This window comes from Dyella sp. Tek66A03 (genome assembly GCF_052567735.1).
In genome coordinates, this window is record NZ_CP199584.1 from 2,890,791 (window position 1) to 2,906,118 (window position 15,328).

12 protein-coding genes are annotated in these 15,328 nt (G+C 63.4%); 3 read left to right on the forward strand and 9 right to left on the reverse strand.

The features are described 5' to 3' along the window. Positions 1–153 precede the first annotated feature (153 nt). Positions 154–1,479 carry an MFS transporter gene (locus ACT01B_RS12715; protein ID WP_445143623.1) on the reverse strand — a complete coding sequence of 442 codons (1,326 nt, stop codon included), beginning with the start codon at positions 1,477–1,479 and terminating at the stop codon, positions 154–156. A 310-nt stretch (positions 1,480–1,789) separates the two neighbouring features. Between ACT01B_RS12715 and aqpZ the strand changes: the two genes are divergently transcribed. Then, on the forward strand, positions 1,790–2,488 hold the full coding sequence (gene aqpZ, locus ACT01B_RS12720) for an aquaporin Z (protein ID WP_445143624.1): 699 nt from the start codon (positions 1,790–1,792) through the stop codon (positions 2,486–2,488). Between the two features lie 122 nt (positions 2,489–2,610). Here aqpZ and gloA2 read toward each other — a convergent pair whose 3' ends face one another. The 4 genes from gloA2 to rnk form a co-directional block, all read right to left on the reverse strand. Then, positions 2,611–3,006: an SMU1112c/YaeR family gloxylase I-like metalloprotein gene (gloA2, locus tag ACT01B_RS12725; protein ID WP_445143625.1), complete on the reverse strand. Its 396-nt coding sequence runs from the start codon at positions 3,004–3,006 to the stop codon at positions 2,611–2,613. Between the two features lie 4 nt (positions 3,007–3,010). Continuing rightward, entirely contained in the window at positions 3,011–3,967 is a 957-nt protein-coding gene (epmA, locus tag ACT01B_RS12730) for an EF-P lysine aminoacylase EpmA (RefSeq protein WP_445143626.1), read from the reverse strand. Continuing rightward, positions 3,964–6,354, reverse strand: a complete 2,391-nt coding sequence (gene ligA / locus ACT01B_RS12735; RefSeq protein ID WP_445143627.1) for an NAD-dependent DNA ligase LigA — start codon at positions 6,352–6,354, stop codon at positions 3,964–3,966. Before ligA ends, epmA begins: the two co-directional genes overlap by 4 nt. A gap of 381 nt (positions 6,355–6,735) precedes the next feature. Further along, entirely contained in the window at positions 6,736–7,146 is a 411-nt protein-coding gene (gene rnk / locus ACT01B_RS12740) for a nucleoside diphosphate kinase regulator (RefSeq protein ID WP_445143628.1), read from the reverse strand. 237 nt (positions 7,147–7,383) lie between these two features. Here rnk and ACT01B_RS12745 point away from each other — a divergent pair, with 237 nt between their 5' ends. After that, entirely contained in the window at positions 7,384–8,862 is a 1,479-nt protein-coding gene (locus tag ACT01B_RS12745; RefSeq protein WP_445143629.1) for an MFS transporter, read from the forward strand. Positions 8,863–8,925: 63 nt separating this feature from the next. Next, on the forward strand, positions 8,926–10,128 hold the full coding sequence (locus ACT01B_RS12750; RefSeq protein WP_445143630.1) for a cation:proton antiporter: 1,203 nt from the start codon (positions 8,926–8,928) through the stop codon (positions 10,126–10,128). 7 nt (positions 10,129–10,135) lie between these two features. Here ACT01B_RS12750 and ACT01B_RS12755 read toward each other — a convergent pair whose 3' ends face one another. From ACT01B_RS12755 to hpnH, 4 genes are all read right to left on the reverse strand, one after another. Then, positions 10,136–11,554 carry a cryptochrome/photolyase family protein gene (locus tag ACT01B_RS12755; protein ID WP_445143631.1) on the reverse strand — a complete coding sequence of 473 codons (1,419 nt, stop codon included), beginning with the start codon at positions 11,552–11,554 and terminating at the stop codon, positions 10,136–10,138. Positions 11,555–11,700: 146 nt separating this feature from the next. Then, a complete protein-coding gene (fabV, locus tag ACT01B_RS12760; RefSeq protein ID WP_445143632.1) occupies positions 11,701–12,906 on the reverse strand; it encodes an enoyl-ACP reductase FabV in 1,206 nt (401 codons plus the stop codon). Positions 12,907–13,024: 118 nt separating this feature from the next. Continuing rightward, positions 13,025–14,131 carry a glycosyltransferase gene (locus ACT01B_RS12765; RefSeq protein WP_445143633.1) on the reverse strand — a complete coding sequence of 369 codons (1,107 nt, stop codon included), beginning with the start codon at positions 14,129–14,131 and terminating at the stop codon, positions 13,025–13,027. A gap of 5 nt (positions 14,132–14,136) precedes the next feature. Next, positions 14,137–15,279 carry an adenosyl-hopene transferase HpnH gene (gene hpnH / locus ACT01B_RS12770; RefSeq protein WP_445143634.1) on the reverse strand — a complete coding sequence of 381 codons (1,143 nt, stop codon included), beginning with the start codon at positions 15,277–15,279 and terminating at the stop codon, positions 14,137–14,139. Positions 15,280–15,328 lie beyond the last annotated feature (49 nt).

Genomic DNA, 15,328 nt, shown 5'->3' on the forward strand with positions numbered 1-15,328 from the left:
CTTCCGTAGACGAGCAGTCACGGCGCGACGTCGAGAAAAAAAGAAGAGACGCTGGATCCCAGCGTTCGCTGGGATGACGGTGAGGAGAGTTGGAACGATCGCGAAGATCGACGAGTCGAGCGGCCTACTCCGTCAATAAGGCGGGGCGGCGAGCTACCGCTGAATCCCCAGATCCGTCGCTGGCCGCGCCCGCATCAGCCACAACGCGACCACGACGCTCACCGCCGCCGTCATCGCCACATAGTGTGCCGGGGCCATCGGTCCCGCTCGCTCGGCGAGATAGCCGATCAAGGTCGCCGTACTGGCGCCGAACACGGCATACGCCACGTTGTAGGCAAACGAGATGCCGGAATAGCGGATCGGCGCTGGAAACGCCGCCACCATCACGGTCGGCACCACGCCCACCGCGCCGACGAGAAAGCCAGTGAGCGCATACAAGGAAAGGAAATGCGCGCCGCCAGCGGCAAGATCCATAAACAACGCATACGTGGCAGCGATCAGTGCCAGCGATCCAATCAATAGTGCACGCGCGGAGCCGATGCGGTCGACCAGCCAGCCATAGGCAAGACAGCCGAAACAAAGGCCGAGCGCAGCCAGGCTATTGCCCAGGAACGCGGTATTGGGAGCGATACCAAACGACTTCTGCGCCAGGCTTGGCAGCAGCAGGATCAGCACCAGGATCGCCGCGGTAAGCATCCAGGTCACGGCCATCGACAGCACCACGGCACCGCGGTGGCTGGCCAGCACCTTGCGCAAGGGCAATTCGCGGCTCAGCGCCTTGCGTTCGCGCAACTCGGCGAAGACAGGAGTTTCGCTCAGCCAACGGCGCAGCCACACGGCTACGAAGCCAAATACGCCGCCGAGCAGGAACGGCAAGCGCCAACCCCAGCCAAGCACATCTTCCGGCGACAAGTGGTGATTGATCCATGCCGCGGTGAGGGAGCCGATCAGGATGCCCACGGTCAGACCCGAGGTAAGGCAGGCGCAGGCAAAGCCCACGCGCCCGGTGGGGACATGTTCGGCCACGAATACCCAGGCGCCCGGCACCTCGCCACCAATGGCAATGCCCTGCACCACCCGCATCAGCAACAGCAGCAGCGGGGCCAGCACACCGACGGAAGCGTAGACCGGCAGCAGGCCGATCGCCAAGGTCGGCAATGCCATCAGGAACACGCTGAGCGTAAACATGCGCTTGCGCCCCTGGCGATCGCCAAAGTGCGCCATGACGATGCCACCCAAAGGGCGGGCCAGGTAGCCGGCGGCGAAGATGCCGTAGACCTGCAGCCGGGCCAGCCAGGGGGCGGTGTCATGGGGAAAGAACAGTTGGCTCAGTGGCAGTGCGAAGAACACGAACACCACGAAGTCGTAGAACTCCAGCGCGCCGCCCAGGGACGCCAGTACCAGGGTCTTGATGTCGCTGCCGCCCAAGGTGCGGCCAACGGATGCGCTCGGCGATAAAGTCGTGAAGACTTGCGACATCGGCGGTCCTGCAGGCTAGGTGAAGACGACGCGAAACCATACACCAAGCAGGTGGCCAAACAGGGCCGTCTACGAGAAATTCATCTCGAATCCGGGCTTAGTTAGCAAACTCGCGATTCGGCACGCCGGTACCGCGATGCCTTCCGTACGGCACGGCTCGGAATTTTCCTAGGCCAGAAGTCATGGCGTTTTGCTAGCCTAGGCCCGCTCGGATCCGGGTCCCGGCGCCAGCACCGGATCAGCAATGCAATGGAAGTTATGCAAGGGCATTTTCGACGTTCCCTTTGAGACTCTGGCAAGGAGACAGCTTATGAGTATGGGCAAGCGTTTGGGGGCCGAGTTCTTCGGTACCTTCTGGTTGGTCTTTGGCGGTTGCGGCAGTGCGATCTTCGCCGCGGCCTTTCCGGAGCTGGGCATCGGTTTCGCCGGTGTTGCGCTCGCCTTCGGCTTCACCGTCGTGACCATGGCGTATGCCGTGGGCCACATCTCCGGCGGTCACTTCAATCCCGCGGTTACCCTGGGTCTGTGCGCTGGCGGACGCTTTCCGGCCAAGGACGTGGTGCCGTACATCGTCATCCAGGTGATCGGTGGCCTTGCCGCAGGTGCAGTGCTCTATGTGATCGCCAGCGGCAAGGCGGGCTTTGACGCCAGTGCCGGCTTCGCCTCCAATGGCTTCGACGACCACTCGCCAGGCGGCTACTCGTTGCACGCGTGCATGGTGGCCGAGTTCGTGCTCACCGCGTTCTTTCTTATCGTGATTCACGGTGCCACCGACAAGCGCGCCCCCGCAGGCTTCGGCCCGCTCGCCATCGGCCTGACGCTCACCCTGATCCACCTGATCAGCATTCCGATCACCAATACGTCGGTAAATCCGGCGCGCAGCACGGGCGTGGCGGTCTTCCAGGGTAGCTGGGCAATGCAGCAGCTCTGGATGTTCTGGCTGATACCGCTGATTGGCGGCGCGGTGGGTGGGTTGATTTATCGCTATGTTTTGGAAACGCGGGACTGACGCACGCTTCAATCCGTCAGCACCCCAGGCAACCCCATCCGTCATTCCAGCTTTCGCTGGAATGACGGGCATGGAGGTGATCGCCTGACCGATCCATCGCAGCAACCATTTCAACTGCGTCGCTATTGCTCGTACAACTCGATCGGCAAGCCGTCCGGATCGGCGAAGAACGTGAAACGTCGATCGGTGTATTCGTCGACACGTATGGGCTCGCAAATCACACCGCGAGCAAGCAAGGTGGCAACAACCGCGTCAATATCCGGCACAGCGAATGCCAGATGACGTAGACCTTGCGCTTCCGGCCGCGACGGCCGAGGCGGTGGATTCGGAAAGGAAAACAGCTCCAGGCTCACCCCCGGGCTCACTTCCAGGTCGAGCTTCCACGAATCGCGCGCTTCGCGGTACACCTCGCGAACCACCCGGAATCCCAGCGTTTCGCTGTAGAACGCCTTTGAGCGGGCGTAGTCCGCGCAGATCAGCGCGACGTGATGGATGGCCGGCAGCAGCGGCAAACTCATGCGCTCACGCCTCGCCAAACGGGAACGTCAGCACGTCGGCGATGGCATCAGTACCGACCAGGCACATCAGCAGTCGCTCGATGCCCAGCGCTACGCCGGCACAGTCGGGCATGGCATCGAGCACCTCAAGCAAGGACTCGTCCATGGGGATGGCACGTTGGCCGCGTGCGCGCCGCGTTTCGTTGTCGCGCTCGAACCGACGGCGTTGTTCGGTCGCATCGTTGAGCTCATGGTAGCCATTGGCCAATTCGTAGCGACCCAGATACACCTCGAAGCGCTCGGCCATCGGCGGATCGCCGGGGCGAACCTTGGCCAGCGCGCACTGCGACGCGGGATAGTCATGGATGATGGTAATGCGATCGCGCGGAAATGCCGGCTGTAGCTTGTGGGTGATGATCAGATCGAGCCAGTCGTCGCGGGTCAGCCCCCCGGGCTCGATGTTGTATTCATGCAGGTTGGCGCGCAGATCCTCGATTGGCGCGTGCATCGGGTCGATACCGAGTTCGTCGATGAACAACTGCCGGTAACCTTCGACCCACACTTCGGCGCGCCGCCCCACCATCGCCAACGCCTCCTCCACCAGCCCGATCGTCTCTTCCATCAACTGATGATGGTCCCAGCCGACTCGATACCACTCCAACATGGTGAATTCGGGATTGTGTCGACCGCCGGCCTCGCCATTGCGGAAGACCCGACCGAGTTCGTAACAGTCGCCCACGCCCGCGGCGAGCAGGCGCTTGAGCGGATACTCCGGCGAGGTCCGCAACCAACGCTCGCGCGGGCCCGCGTCGACATGACCGCTGAAGGTGGCACTGAAGCTCTCGATATTCGGATCGGTATTGCCGGCGGCGGAGAGCATCGGCGTCTCCACCTCCAGCACGAAGCGCTCCGCAAAATACGCGCGGATCAAGCTATACAGGCGTGCTCGTAGATGCAGGCGCCCAGACAGATGCAGGGTCATGCCGCACCCTCATGCTTGTCCAGCAAGGCGAGCAGCTGCGCCTCATCCCAGACCTCTACGCCAAGCTCGTGCGCCTTGTCGAGCTTGGAGCCGGCGGCTTCGCCGGCCACGACGAAGGTGGTTTTTTTGGAGACCGAACCGGCCACCTTCGCACCCAACGCCTCCAGTCGCTCCTTCGCTTCGTCGCGGCTAAGCGTGGGCAGCGTACCGGTCAGCACGACGGTTTGCCCCTCCAGCGGCGCGGCGGTGGTCGCCGATGCCTGCGGAATGGCGGCGAGCAAGGCGCGCATGGCCGCATCGGCCTCACGCAGGGGATGCAGGTTTTTCTCGTCGGCAAGAAACGCTTCAAGGCCACTCGACGCGGCGGAAGGCAGGCCGGCTACTACCCAGTGTGACGCTCCGGCGGCGATCAGCTTGTCCAGCGTGGGGAACCGCTCGGCCAGGAGCCGGGTGCTCTTTGGCCCCAGCTTGTTGATGCCGCTCATATCCAGCAGCGTGGCCAGGCCGAGCCGCCCGCGCAACTTTGGCGACGGATGCGTCTCATCGGCAAACACGATGCCCGCCGCGAGTAGGGCATCCACAACCTTCTCGTTGCCGTCCTGTGCGAAGAAGCCGGCTATCGACGCCGCCACCTCGTTGCCGATGTCAGGCAGTACCCGCAGTATCGACGCCGGCATGCGCCGGATCATGGCCAGGCTGCCCAGCCAGGCGGCCAGCGTCTTCGCCGTGCTTTCGCCGATATGCATGATGCCGAGGCCAAACAAGAAGCGTGGCAACGTCGTGTGCTTGCTCGCCTCGATCGCTTCGATCAGGTTTTCGGCCCACTTGGTGGCGACCTTGCCCTGCTTGACGGTCTCGGGCGTGGTGCCATCCCGCTCGTCAGCCCTACGTTTCATTTCAAGGAAATCGTCCAGCGTGAGCCGATAGAGATCGGCCGGCGTATGCACGTAGCCGAAATCCACCAACGCATCGACGAAGCGTTCGCCGATGCCCTCGATATCCATGGCGCGGCGCGCGGCAAAGTGGATCAGGGCTTCCTTGCGTTGCGCTGCGCAGATCAAGCCGCCCGAGCAACGCCAGGCCGCCTCGCCCTCTTCTCGCAGCAGGGCCGAACCACACACCGGACAATGCGCCGGCATATGCCAGGGGTGCGTATGCGCTGGACGCAACTCGGGCATCACCCGCACGACTTCGGGAATGACGTCGCCGGCGCGGCGGACGATCACCGTATCGCCCACGCGCACGTCCAGGCGCGCGACCTGATCGGCGTTATGCAAGGTGGCGTTGGTCACCGTGACGCCGGCCACCTGTACGGGCGCCAGACGCGCCACCGGCGTGGCGGCGCCGGTGCGACCAATCTGGATCTCGATGGCCTCGACCGTGGTGGTTTGTTCCTGCGCAGGGAATTTATGCGCAATCGCCCAGCGCGGCGCGCGCGAGACGAAGCCCATCACGCGCTGACCGGCGTAGTCATCCAGCTTGTAGACCACGCCGTCGATGTCGTAAGGCAAGCCGTCGCGCTTGGCGCCGATGCGCTGGTAGTACTTGATCAAGCCTTCGAAGCCATGGGCCGTGTCCACTTCGGGCGACACCGGGAAACCCCACTCGCGCAGCTTCGCCAGGGTTTTCGAATGGGACGGCGGCAATTCGCCACCCTGCACTTCACCGACGGCGTAGGCAAAAAAACTCAGCTTGCGCTTGGCGGTAATGGATGGATCAAGCTGGCGCAGCGAACCGGCCGCACCATTGCGTGGGTTGGCCAGGGTCTTCTCGCCGGCGGCGCGCGCACGCTCATTGAATGCCTCGAAGTCCTTGTGCAGCATGATCACTTCGCCGCGCACTTCCAGCACGCGCGGCCAGCCCTCGCCACGCAGGCGCAGCGGAATGGCCCGTACGGTGCGCAGGTTGGCGGTGACATCTTCGCCCGTCTCACCATCGCCACGCGTCGCGCCTTGCACGAACCTGCCGTCTTCGTAGCGCAGGCTGATGGCCAGGCCGTCCAGCTTGGGTTCGACCGAAAACAACGGGCTGCGGCGGTCCAGCGTCTGTTCGATGCGCCGCTCGAAGTCGGCTACTTCGCGAAAGCGCTCGCGATCGCCCTCACCTTCCTGTTCAAACGCATTGTTGAGCGAAAGCATGGGAATGGCGTGGCGAACCTCGGCGAAACCACCTTGCGCCCGCGCACCCACGCGGCGCGTGGGCGAATCGGGCGTGGCCAACGCCGGATGCGCCTCTTCCAGCGCTTCGAGCTCACGCAGCATCCGGTCGTACTCGAGATCCGTGATCTCCGGATCATCGAGTACGTGGTAGCGATGGTTGGCGCGTTCGATCTTCTCCCGCAGCTCGGTCGCGCGGGCTTGCCAATCGTGGGCCGGGCTCTGGCTCATGCGGATGTCCTCATCGGCCGAAGTTTAACGAGTCGCGGCCCGTTTCTGCTTCATCACTTGACCGTTATCGCGGCTTTCAGCACGAAAAACACATGATCATCACGCCAACCCTAGGGATGCTCTGATCTATTCAACGGGGGTGTCACCGGCTCTGTCTGCCCGCAGATGCGCGCTGCGTCGGCGAAGGCAGGCTGGCTGCCTGTCGAGACGGCGCGGCGCGCATCTGCGGGCAGACAGAGCCGGCCCTTCGGGTGATGTCCAGAAAGCCCGCAGGCCGCGGTGCGCGGCTTGCCCAGGCGGCCAGCCTGCGCGGCGCCACGCCCCACACCCTGCGAACTTTCTGGACATCATGCCACCCCCGTTGAATAGATCAGAGGATCCCTAGCGATGCAGGTCTCCAGCCGCCTCCGGCTGGTAGGCGATGTCCAGCACACGAAGCAGGCGCTGCCGGCCGTCCGGCGTGGGCCAGTCGATCTGCTGACCCTTGGTCAAGCCCAGGAGTGCGCTGCCCACGGGTGCAAGAATGGACACGGTGCCGTCGATCCGTACCGCGGCAGGGTAAACCAGGCTCACCGTCATCTCTTCGCCGAGGCCTTCGTCCTTGAAGGTCACCACCGAATTCATCGTCACGACGTCCGCCGGCACCGCCGCCGGCTCGACCACCTCGGCCCGATCCAGCTCGCCGCGCAACGCGTCGTACTGGGCCACCTGTGCAGGCGGCATGCGCTCCAGCAACGCTTCGATGCGTTCCAGGTCAAGGCGGGAAACGACGATGGATGGCTTGGTGCTCATGATGACTCCTGTCCGTTGGCGCGAGCGGCGCCGGCGTGCCGATATCCACAAAAGACAACGCGTCGGGACGAAGCCGCCCCGACGCGCCTGGCCGATGTGATCGCTTGTGATCAACACCTGTCCAGCGTCATTGCCAATGAGGCAACCCGCGCGAACAGGTTCGAAGCTGAAACAGCTGTGACTTTGGACGGGGCGTTACCCAAAAGCAAGCCGTCGCAGCAGGTATCATAGGAGCCCATGCCCGAGCCTATCCCCGCCACGGAGGCATCCTTGCCGGTCTCGCCAGTGCCGGTGGACGCAGCACCGCAAGCGACTGCCCAGCCCCCGTCGTCGCGGGAGCGGTATCGCGGGCTTATCTGGCTGGTGGCGGCCGCGTTCTTCATGCAGGCGCTCGACTCCACCATCGTCAACACCGCCGTGCCCGCCATGGCCCAGGCGCTCAAGGTCACGCCGCTGGGCATGCGCACGGCGCTCACCAGTTATGTACTGACGCTGGCCATCTTCATTCCGGCCAGCCCGTGGCTATGCGATCGTTTCGGCACGCGCCGCATCTTTGCCGCGGCCATCGCCACCTTCACCATCGGCTCCCTTCTCTGCGGCATTGCGCAGACCTTGCCGCAACTGGTGGCCGCACGCGTGCTGCAAGGCCTCGGCGGTGCCGCATTGATGCCAGTGGGGCGCTATGTACTCGTGCGCAGCATCGACAAGCGCGACTTCGTGCGCTCGATGAGCACGGTGGCAACGGTCGGCTTGCTTGGCTCGGTGCTCGGCCCGCTGCTCGGCGGTGCACTGGCGCAATTCACCACCTGGCGGCTGATCTTCCTGATCAATGTGCCCGTCGGCATGATCGGCATGTGGATGAATCGACGCAGCATGCCCGACTATCGGCTCGATGACGTGCACCGGTTCGACTTTGTCGGCTTCCTGTTGTTCGCCGCGGCCTCGGCCATGCTTCTGACCGCGTCGGAGGTGGCCAGCGGCGGCGGCGGGCAAGGGCTATGGATAGCCACCTATGGCGTACTGGCCGTGGTCTTCGGCGCCGTCTACGTATGGCATAGCCGACGCACCGACCACCCGGTGGCCGACCTCGACTTGCTGCGCGTTCGCAGCGTGTGGGTGTCACTGGCCGGCAACCTGTTTACACGCCTTGGCGTGTCCGGCATGTTCCTGCTACTGGTGCTGTTCCTGCAGATCGGTTGCGGCTGGTCGCCGCTGATGGCGGGCTTGATGATGGTGCCGCAGGCCTTGGGCTCGATTACAGCGAAGTGGTTTATCAACCGCCTGCTCACCCTGTTCGGCTACCGCCGCCTGTTGTTTGCGAACACGCTGATGGTCGCCCTGCTGCTGGCCTCGTTTGCCCTGCTCGGCAAGAGCTCGCCGATGTGGTTGATCGCGTCGATGGTCTTCGTCTACGGCGCCTTCATGGGCATGCAGTACACCGCCATGAATACGCTGATTTACAACGACCTCGACGTGAAGCACGCCTCGATGGCCTCGTCCATGGCCTCCACCGCGCAGTATCTATCGATGAGCTTCGGTATCGCGCTGGCCTCATTGCTGATGGAGGCTCTGCTGAAAGGCCATACAGCGGAAGACTACATCCCGGCATTTCGCTGGACCGTATTGTTGCTCGGCGTAGTAACGGCCACCGCCAGCTGGGTCTTCAGCCGCCTGCAGCCGGAACACTCCGCACGAGCGGCTCGCGCTACGGATTAAGCAGCGTCGGCCAATCCAAGCATGTAGCATGCAAGGCATTGTCCAGCTGCCAAGTTCATTTGCATGCATCACGCCGGCGACATTCTCCTCACGCTATTCATTGTGTTCGTGGCTGCCCAGATCGGCGGCGAGATCGCGCAACGACTGAAACTGCCGGGTGTGGTGGGCGAGATTGCGGCTGGCTGCGTGATTGGCCCCTCGGTGCTTGGCTGGCTCGTGCCCGACCAGATTGCGGCAGGCACGCCGCTCGACGTGCTCGCCGAGATCGGCGTGGTCCTGCTGCTGTTCTCGGTCGGCCTGGAAACGCGCCTGGAGGACCTGAAGAAGGTCGGCAAGGTGGCCTTCCTGGTGGGTGTGCTCGGCGTACTGGTGCCGTTTGGCATGGGCAGCATGTGGGCACATGGCAGCGGCTTCGACTGGAGTCGTTCGCTGTTCGTCGCTGCGGCGTTTGTCGCCACTTCGGCGGGCATTACGGCACGCGTATTGCAAGAGCTGGGTGCCCTGCAACGCGTCGAGAGCAAGGTGATTTTGGGCGCCGCGGTCATCGACGACATTCTCGCCATGCTGCTGCTCGGCGTGGTGGTGTCCCTGCAGGGCGGCGAAGGCTTCGACCCGGTCCACCTGGTTTCCGTGCTGGTTGGCGCGATCGGTTTCATCGCGGTGATTGGCATCGGCGGCGCCCGCGTGATGCGCTGGAATTCCACCTGGCTGGACAAGCCGCAGAATCCGCAGTCGGCGCTGGCCATCGTGCTTGCGCTCTGCCTGGGCCTGGCCTACGTGTCCACCCGCTTCGGCCTGGCCGCCATCATCGGCGCCTTTCTCGCTGGCATGATCGCGTCGGAAACGCGCCAGCAGCACACGCTGGAAAAGCAGACGCAGCCGCTGCTCGCCTTGCTCACGCCGTTCTTCTTCGTGGTCACCGGCAGCAAGATCGACCTGCATCTGCTGGCCAATGTCGAGACCGAGATCATGCTGCTGGTGGTGACGCTGATCGCCATCGCCTCCAAGCTGATCGGCGGCTTTCTCGGCGCGCTGTCGCTGGGTCGGCGCAGCGCCACCATCGTGGGCTTCGGCATGGTGCCGCGTGGCGAGGTCGGCGTGGTCATTGCCAGCCTCGGCTTGACCGCTGGCGTGTTCAGCGACCGCATTTACGCGGTTATCGTGGCCATGTCGCTGCTCACAGCGATGGTGACGCCGCCGGTGCTGGCGTGGCTGCTCCGCCGCAGCGATGGATCAAAGGAACCGGTCCAGGTGCCGGAAGACTGAAACGGGACTATTCGCCGCGCATGCAACGATAAGCGTCGAGTGCAGCGACCCGCGTGGCGCCCAGGTCGACCATCGGTGCGGGATAGCCGCTGCGCTTGAGCAAGGCGGCGTCCTTCCACGGCTCGTGCAACAGAGGCAGTGGTGCCGCTGCGAGCTCGGGCAGCCATCGGCGCAGATACTGCCCTTGGGTGTCGAACTTGTGCGCCTGGGTCACCGGGTTGAACACGCGAAAGTAGGGGGCGGCATCCGCGCCGCTACCCGCCACCCACTGCCATCCCATCGTGTTGTTGGCCAGATCCGCGTCGACCAGGGTGTCCCAAAACCAGCGGGCGCCGTGACGCCAATGCTGCCGAAGGTTCTTGCACAGAAAGCTGGCAACGATCATGCGCACGCGGTTATGCATCCAGCCCGTATGCCAGAGCTCGCGCATGCCAGCATCCACCAACGGAATACCCGTGCGGCCGTACTGCCAACGCTCCATCCATGCATCGCTCTGCGCTGCCCAGTGGAAAGCATCGAACTGCGAATTGAAGTTCGCCGTAGGCGTGTCTGCAAAGTGGTAGAGCAAATGATGCGCGAATTCGCGCCAGCCCAGTTCGCGCAGATAGGGCTCGATGTCCGGACGGCGCCGGGTGTCCGTGGCGGCAAGCCGATCCACCAGCTGACGATGAATTTGCCGAGGAGAGATTTCGCCGAAATGCAGATGCGGCGACAACCGCGACGTGCCGTGGCGCGACGGCAGATCGCGCGCCTGCGCATAATCGGCCACGGCATCGTCGGCAAAGATCTCCAGCAGTTCCCGCGCGCCCTGCTCGCCTGGCGACCAGGCCTCGCGCAGACCGGTGTCCCAGCGAATCCCGGGTTGCAGCCCCAGCGAATCCAGCGGCAGGCCGCCAGCGACATCCACACCCGGCAAGCGTGACGGTGCGCAGAGCGGCTGGGGAGCCCCCAGCTCCGTGCGCAAGTTACGCCAGAACGGCGTGAATACCCGATATGGCCCCTGCTGTTTCGTCGCAACCTGCCAGGGCTCACGCCAGAGCGCGGCATTGAAGCTAAGTGCTTGCACACCTTGCTCACGCAATGCGGCCTTGATGTCACGGTCGCGCGCGATGGCTGCTGGCTCATAGAGCCGATTCCAATACACGGCCGTGGCGCCGGTTTGCGTAAGCAGCTGCTGGAGTACAGCAAGGCTATTGCCCTGTCGCAGGTGAAGCGCAACACCGTGCTCATCCAGCTGCGCCTGCAAGGCAGCCAGCGAGTGATGCAACCACCATTGGCTGGCGCCACCCGGCGCCCAATCGCCGTCTTCTTCCGGCGCATGGATATAGAGCGGCACCAACTGATCATGCGCGGCGCAGGCGGCGCTCAGGGCCGGATGGTCGGCGAGACGGAGATCGCGACGGAACCAGACGATGGCGGTGGTCATGGTCGCAGCTTAGCTTTTGCGAGAGCGCCAGCGCGCCCAGCCAATCCCGGCGCTGAGGGTCTCAACACCGCTTCAGCCCGTCATCCCAGCAAAAAGCTGGGATGACGGCTCTTCAAGCGACCTCGAGTGAGATCACTTGAATTCAATCAAAGCTCGACGCAGTCGAAGCGGCGATCGGCGCTGACGTCTTCCTCATAGTTCACGTCTTTGCGACCGAAGCCGAACAGGCGCAGGAAGTCATGCTTGTAGCCGGCATAGTCGGTGAGCTGCGAGAGGTTCTCGGTGGTCACGGTCGGCCACATCGCCTTGCACGCCTCCTGCACGTCAGCACGCAGCTCCCAGTCGTCCAGGCGCAGGCGGCCTTCGTCGTCCGTGACCGGTGCATGCTGGTCCAGGCGATACAGGGACTCGCGGAACAAGCGGTTGATCTGCTCGATGGTGCCTTCGTGCAGACCCTTCTCCTTCATGATGCGGAACACCATGGAGACATAGAGCGGAATCACCGGGATCGCCGCACTCGCCTGGGTGACCACGGACTTCATCACGCCAACGTAGGCTTCGAGCCCCTCGGCCGCGTGACGCTGCTGCAACTGGCGCGCCGTGTTGTCCAGATGCTGCTTGGCCTGGCCCAGGGTGCCGTGCCAGTAGATCGGCCAGGTAATCTCGGTGCCCACATAGCTGTAGGCCACGGTCTTGGCATGCTTGGCCAGCACGCCAGCCTCGCTCAGCGCATCGATCCACAGCGACCAGTCCTCGCCACCCATGACGGTGACGGTGTCCTTGATCTCCTGCTCGGTCGCCGGCTCCACCGTCACCTGCACGACGGCGTCCTTGTTGGTGTCGATCGAGGTGGCGGTGAACGTCTCGCCAATGGTCTTGAGCGAGGAACGCACGACTTCGCCCGTGTCCGGCATCTTTCTTACCGGAGAGGCCAGTGAGTAGACGACCAGGTCGATCGGGCCGCCCATGTCCTGCTTGATCAGCTCGATCGCACGGGCGCGGGTCTCGTTCGAGAACGCATCGCCGTTGATCGACTTGCTGTACAGGCCAGCCTGCTTGGCCAGCTTGTCGAACGCGGCGGAGTTGTACCAGCCAGCCGTGCCGGTCTTGGTCTCGCTGCTGGGCTTCTCGAAGAACACGCCGAGCGTGGCCGCGCCATAGCCAAAGGCCGCGGTGATGCGCGACGCCAGGCCGTAGCCGGTGGAGGCACCAATCACCAGCACGCGCTTGGGACCGTCGCCCAGGCTGCCTTGCGCCTTGGTGATGTCGATCTGTTCAAGCACGTTGCGCTCGCATCCGACCGGATGAGCCGTAATGCAGATAAAGCCACGCACCTTGGGATTGATGATCACTCGCTAGCTCCTGGCAGCAAACCGCAAACCGACATGATAACCCGGCCCCAGGGCCATTCGCTGCCGTAGGGATGCCGCAGCTAGGCGCTCCGCCCCTCAAGTGCGGCTTAAGTCGGCATCAGGAGCTGTAGACGCGCCCTTTCCATTGCGATCGCACGCCACGCCAGTAGCGGATGGCCGAACTCCATGTCATGGCGAGATAAAGCACCGCACTCAATGGCAACAGCAGCGCCCACAGCGGTGACAGCCGATAGTAACGGAGCATGGGCAGGTAGCTCACGGTCATGGCCAGCCACGCGGTCAACGCCAGCGGCCACACGCGCGGTGCAGCCAGCAAGGCCAGCGGCGCGCCATAGGCAAGGGAGAAGACTGCCGTCACGACCAGCAACAATCCGGTGGAATAACCGAGCTGGGTGAAGGCCGATCGGGCCACCATCTGATGGATGGACGCCAACGTCCCGTAAGGGCGCACGCTCACCACATCACGGCTAAGTCCGAGCCAGATGCGATAACCCGCCTGCTTGACCTGACGCGCCAGGGTGCAATCGTCAATCAACGCATCACGCAGGCTGGCAAACGCTCCGATACGCCGCAACACCTGTGTATCCACCAGGATGCAGCCACCGGCCGCCGCCGCAACGAAACGATTTTGCGAATTGGACAGCGCAAACGGATAGAGCAGCTTGAAGTAGTAGACGAAGACGGGCAACAACAGGCGATCCCACCCGCTGGTCCGCCGAAGATCGGCCATCAGCGAAACCAGTTGACGTTGCTCGCGGCGCTTATATGCGACCAGGGTGGCGAGCATGCCCGGCTGCAACTGGATATCGGCGTCCAGCAACAAGGTCAGCGCCGTGTGCACCTGCGTGCTGCCCTGCTCCAACGCCCATAGCTTGCCGGCCCACCCTTCCGGCAAGGGCTGGCCACTGATCACGCGGGTGCGTGGAAACGCGGCAGCGATACTGGCGGTAGTGTCGGTGGACTGATCGTCGACCACGACGACATGCAGCCCTGTCCCCTGCCGCTGCAAACCAGCGAGGGTGATACCAATGACGTCACCCTCGTTACGCGCCGGCATCAGCACGGTGACGTCACTGAGATCGAAAGCCTGCCCCATGGTGGGATCGGCCTCGAGATGCTCGCGCGTGCTCCACGGCCGCCATGGCACCAGCAACAGCCCCAGCCACATCAAGGCAGGCAAGAGCGCACACGCGAGCATGAACATCGGCGTCAGTGGCCGGCATCCGCCCCGGGCGTGGCACTACGGCGTTGAATCGCGCTGATCGGGATGTGCACCGCCGTCGCGTCGGCACGCTCGCCGTACAACACCGGCAGGTCGGGAGCCATGGCGCCCTCGGTGCGCGGACCAAAGGTAGCCACGCGGGCGGCCTTCAGCGGATGGGCGAAGGTATCGTTCACCGCGCTGCCTTCGAAGCCACAGTGCGCCATGCAGTTATCGCACTTGGGATTGATGCCGACACCGTACTTGTCCCACTCGGTGTCTTCCATCAACTCCTTGTAGGTCTTGGCGTAACCCTCGTCGACCAGTAGATAGCAGGGCTTTTGCCAGCCGAAGATGTTGTAGGTGGGATTGGACCAGGGCGTGCACTGATAACTCTGGTTGCCAGCGATGAAGTCGAGGAACATCGACGACTGGTTGAAGACCCACTTGCTCTTGCGTTCCTTGCCGAGCCTGAAGATGTCACGAAACAGCTGCTTGCTCTCGGTGCGCCCGAGGAACACGTCCTGGCGCGGCGCATGTTGGTAGCTGTAGCCGGGCGACACTGTGATCCCTTCGATACCGAGCGACATGGCGAAATCGAAGAAGTCGGCGATCTCTTCGGTCGGCTCGTTATTGAACAAGGTGCAGTTGATGGTGACGCGAAAGCCGCGCGATAGCGCCAACTTAATCGCCGTCACCGCCTTGTCGAACACGCCATCCATGCACACCGATGCGTCGTGGCGCTTCTCCAGACCGTCGAGGTGAATCGACCAGGTGAAATACGGCGAAGGCGTGTATTCGTCGATATGCTTCGGCAACAGGATCGCGTTGGTGCACAGGTAGACGAACTTCTCGCGCGCGATGATGCCCTGCACGATCTGCGGCAGCTCCTTGTAAATGAGCGGTTCGCCACCGGGAATGGAAACGACGGGTGCATCGCACTCGTCCACGGCGCTCAAGGCGTCCTCGACGCTCATGCGCTTTTGCAGGATGTCTTTGGGATGATCGATCTTGCCGCAACCCGCACAGGCCAGATTGCACTGGAACAACGGTTCCAACATCATCGCCAGCGGATAACGGGATTGGCCGCTGAGTTTCTTGCCGACGATGTAGCTGGCGATCTTGACCTGTTGAATAAGAGGAATGCCCAACGGAATCTCCTCGTAGCCTATCGACCGACCTTTCGACCTGCTGCCTTTA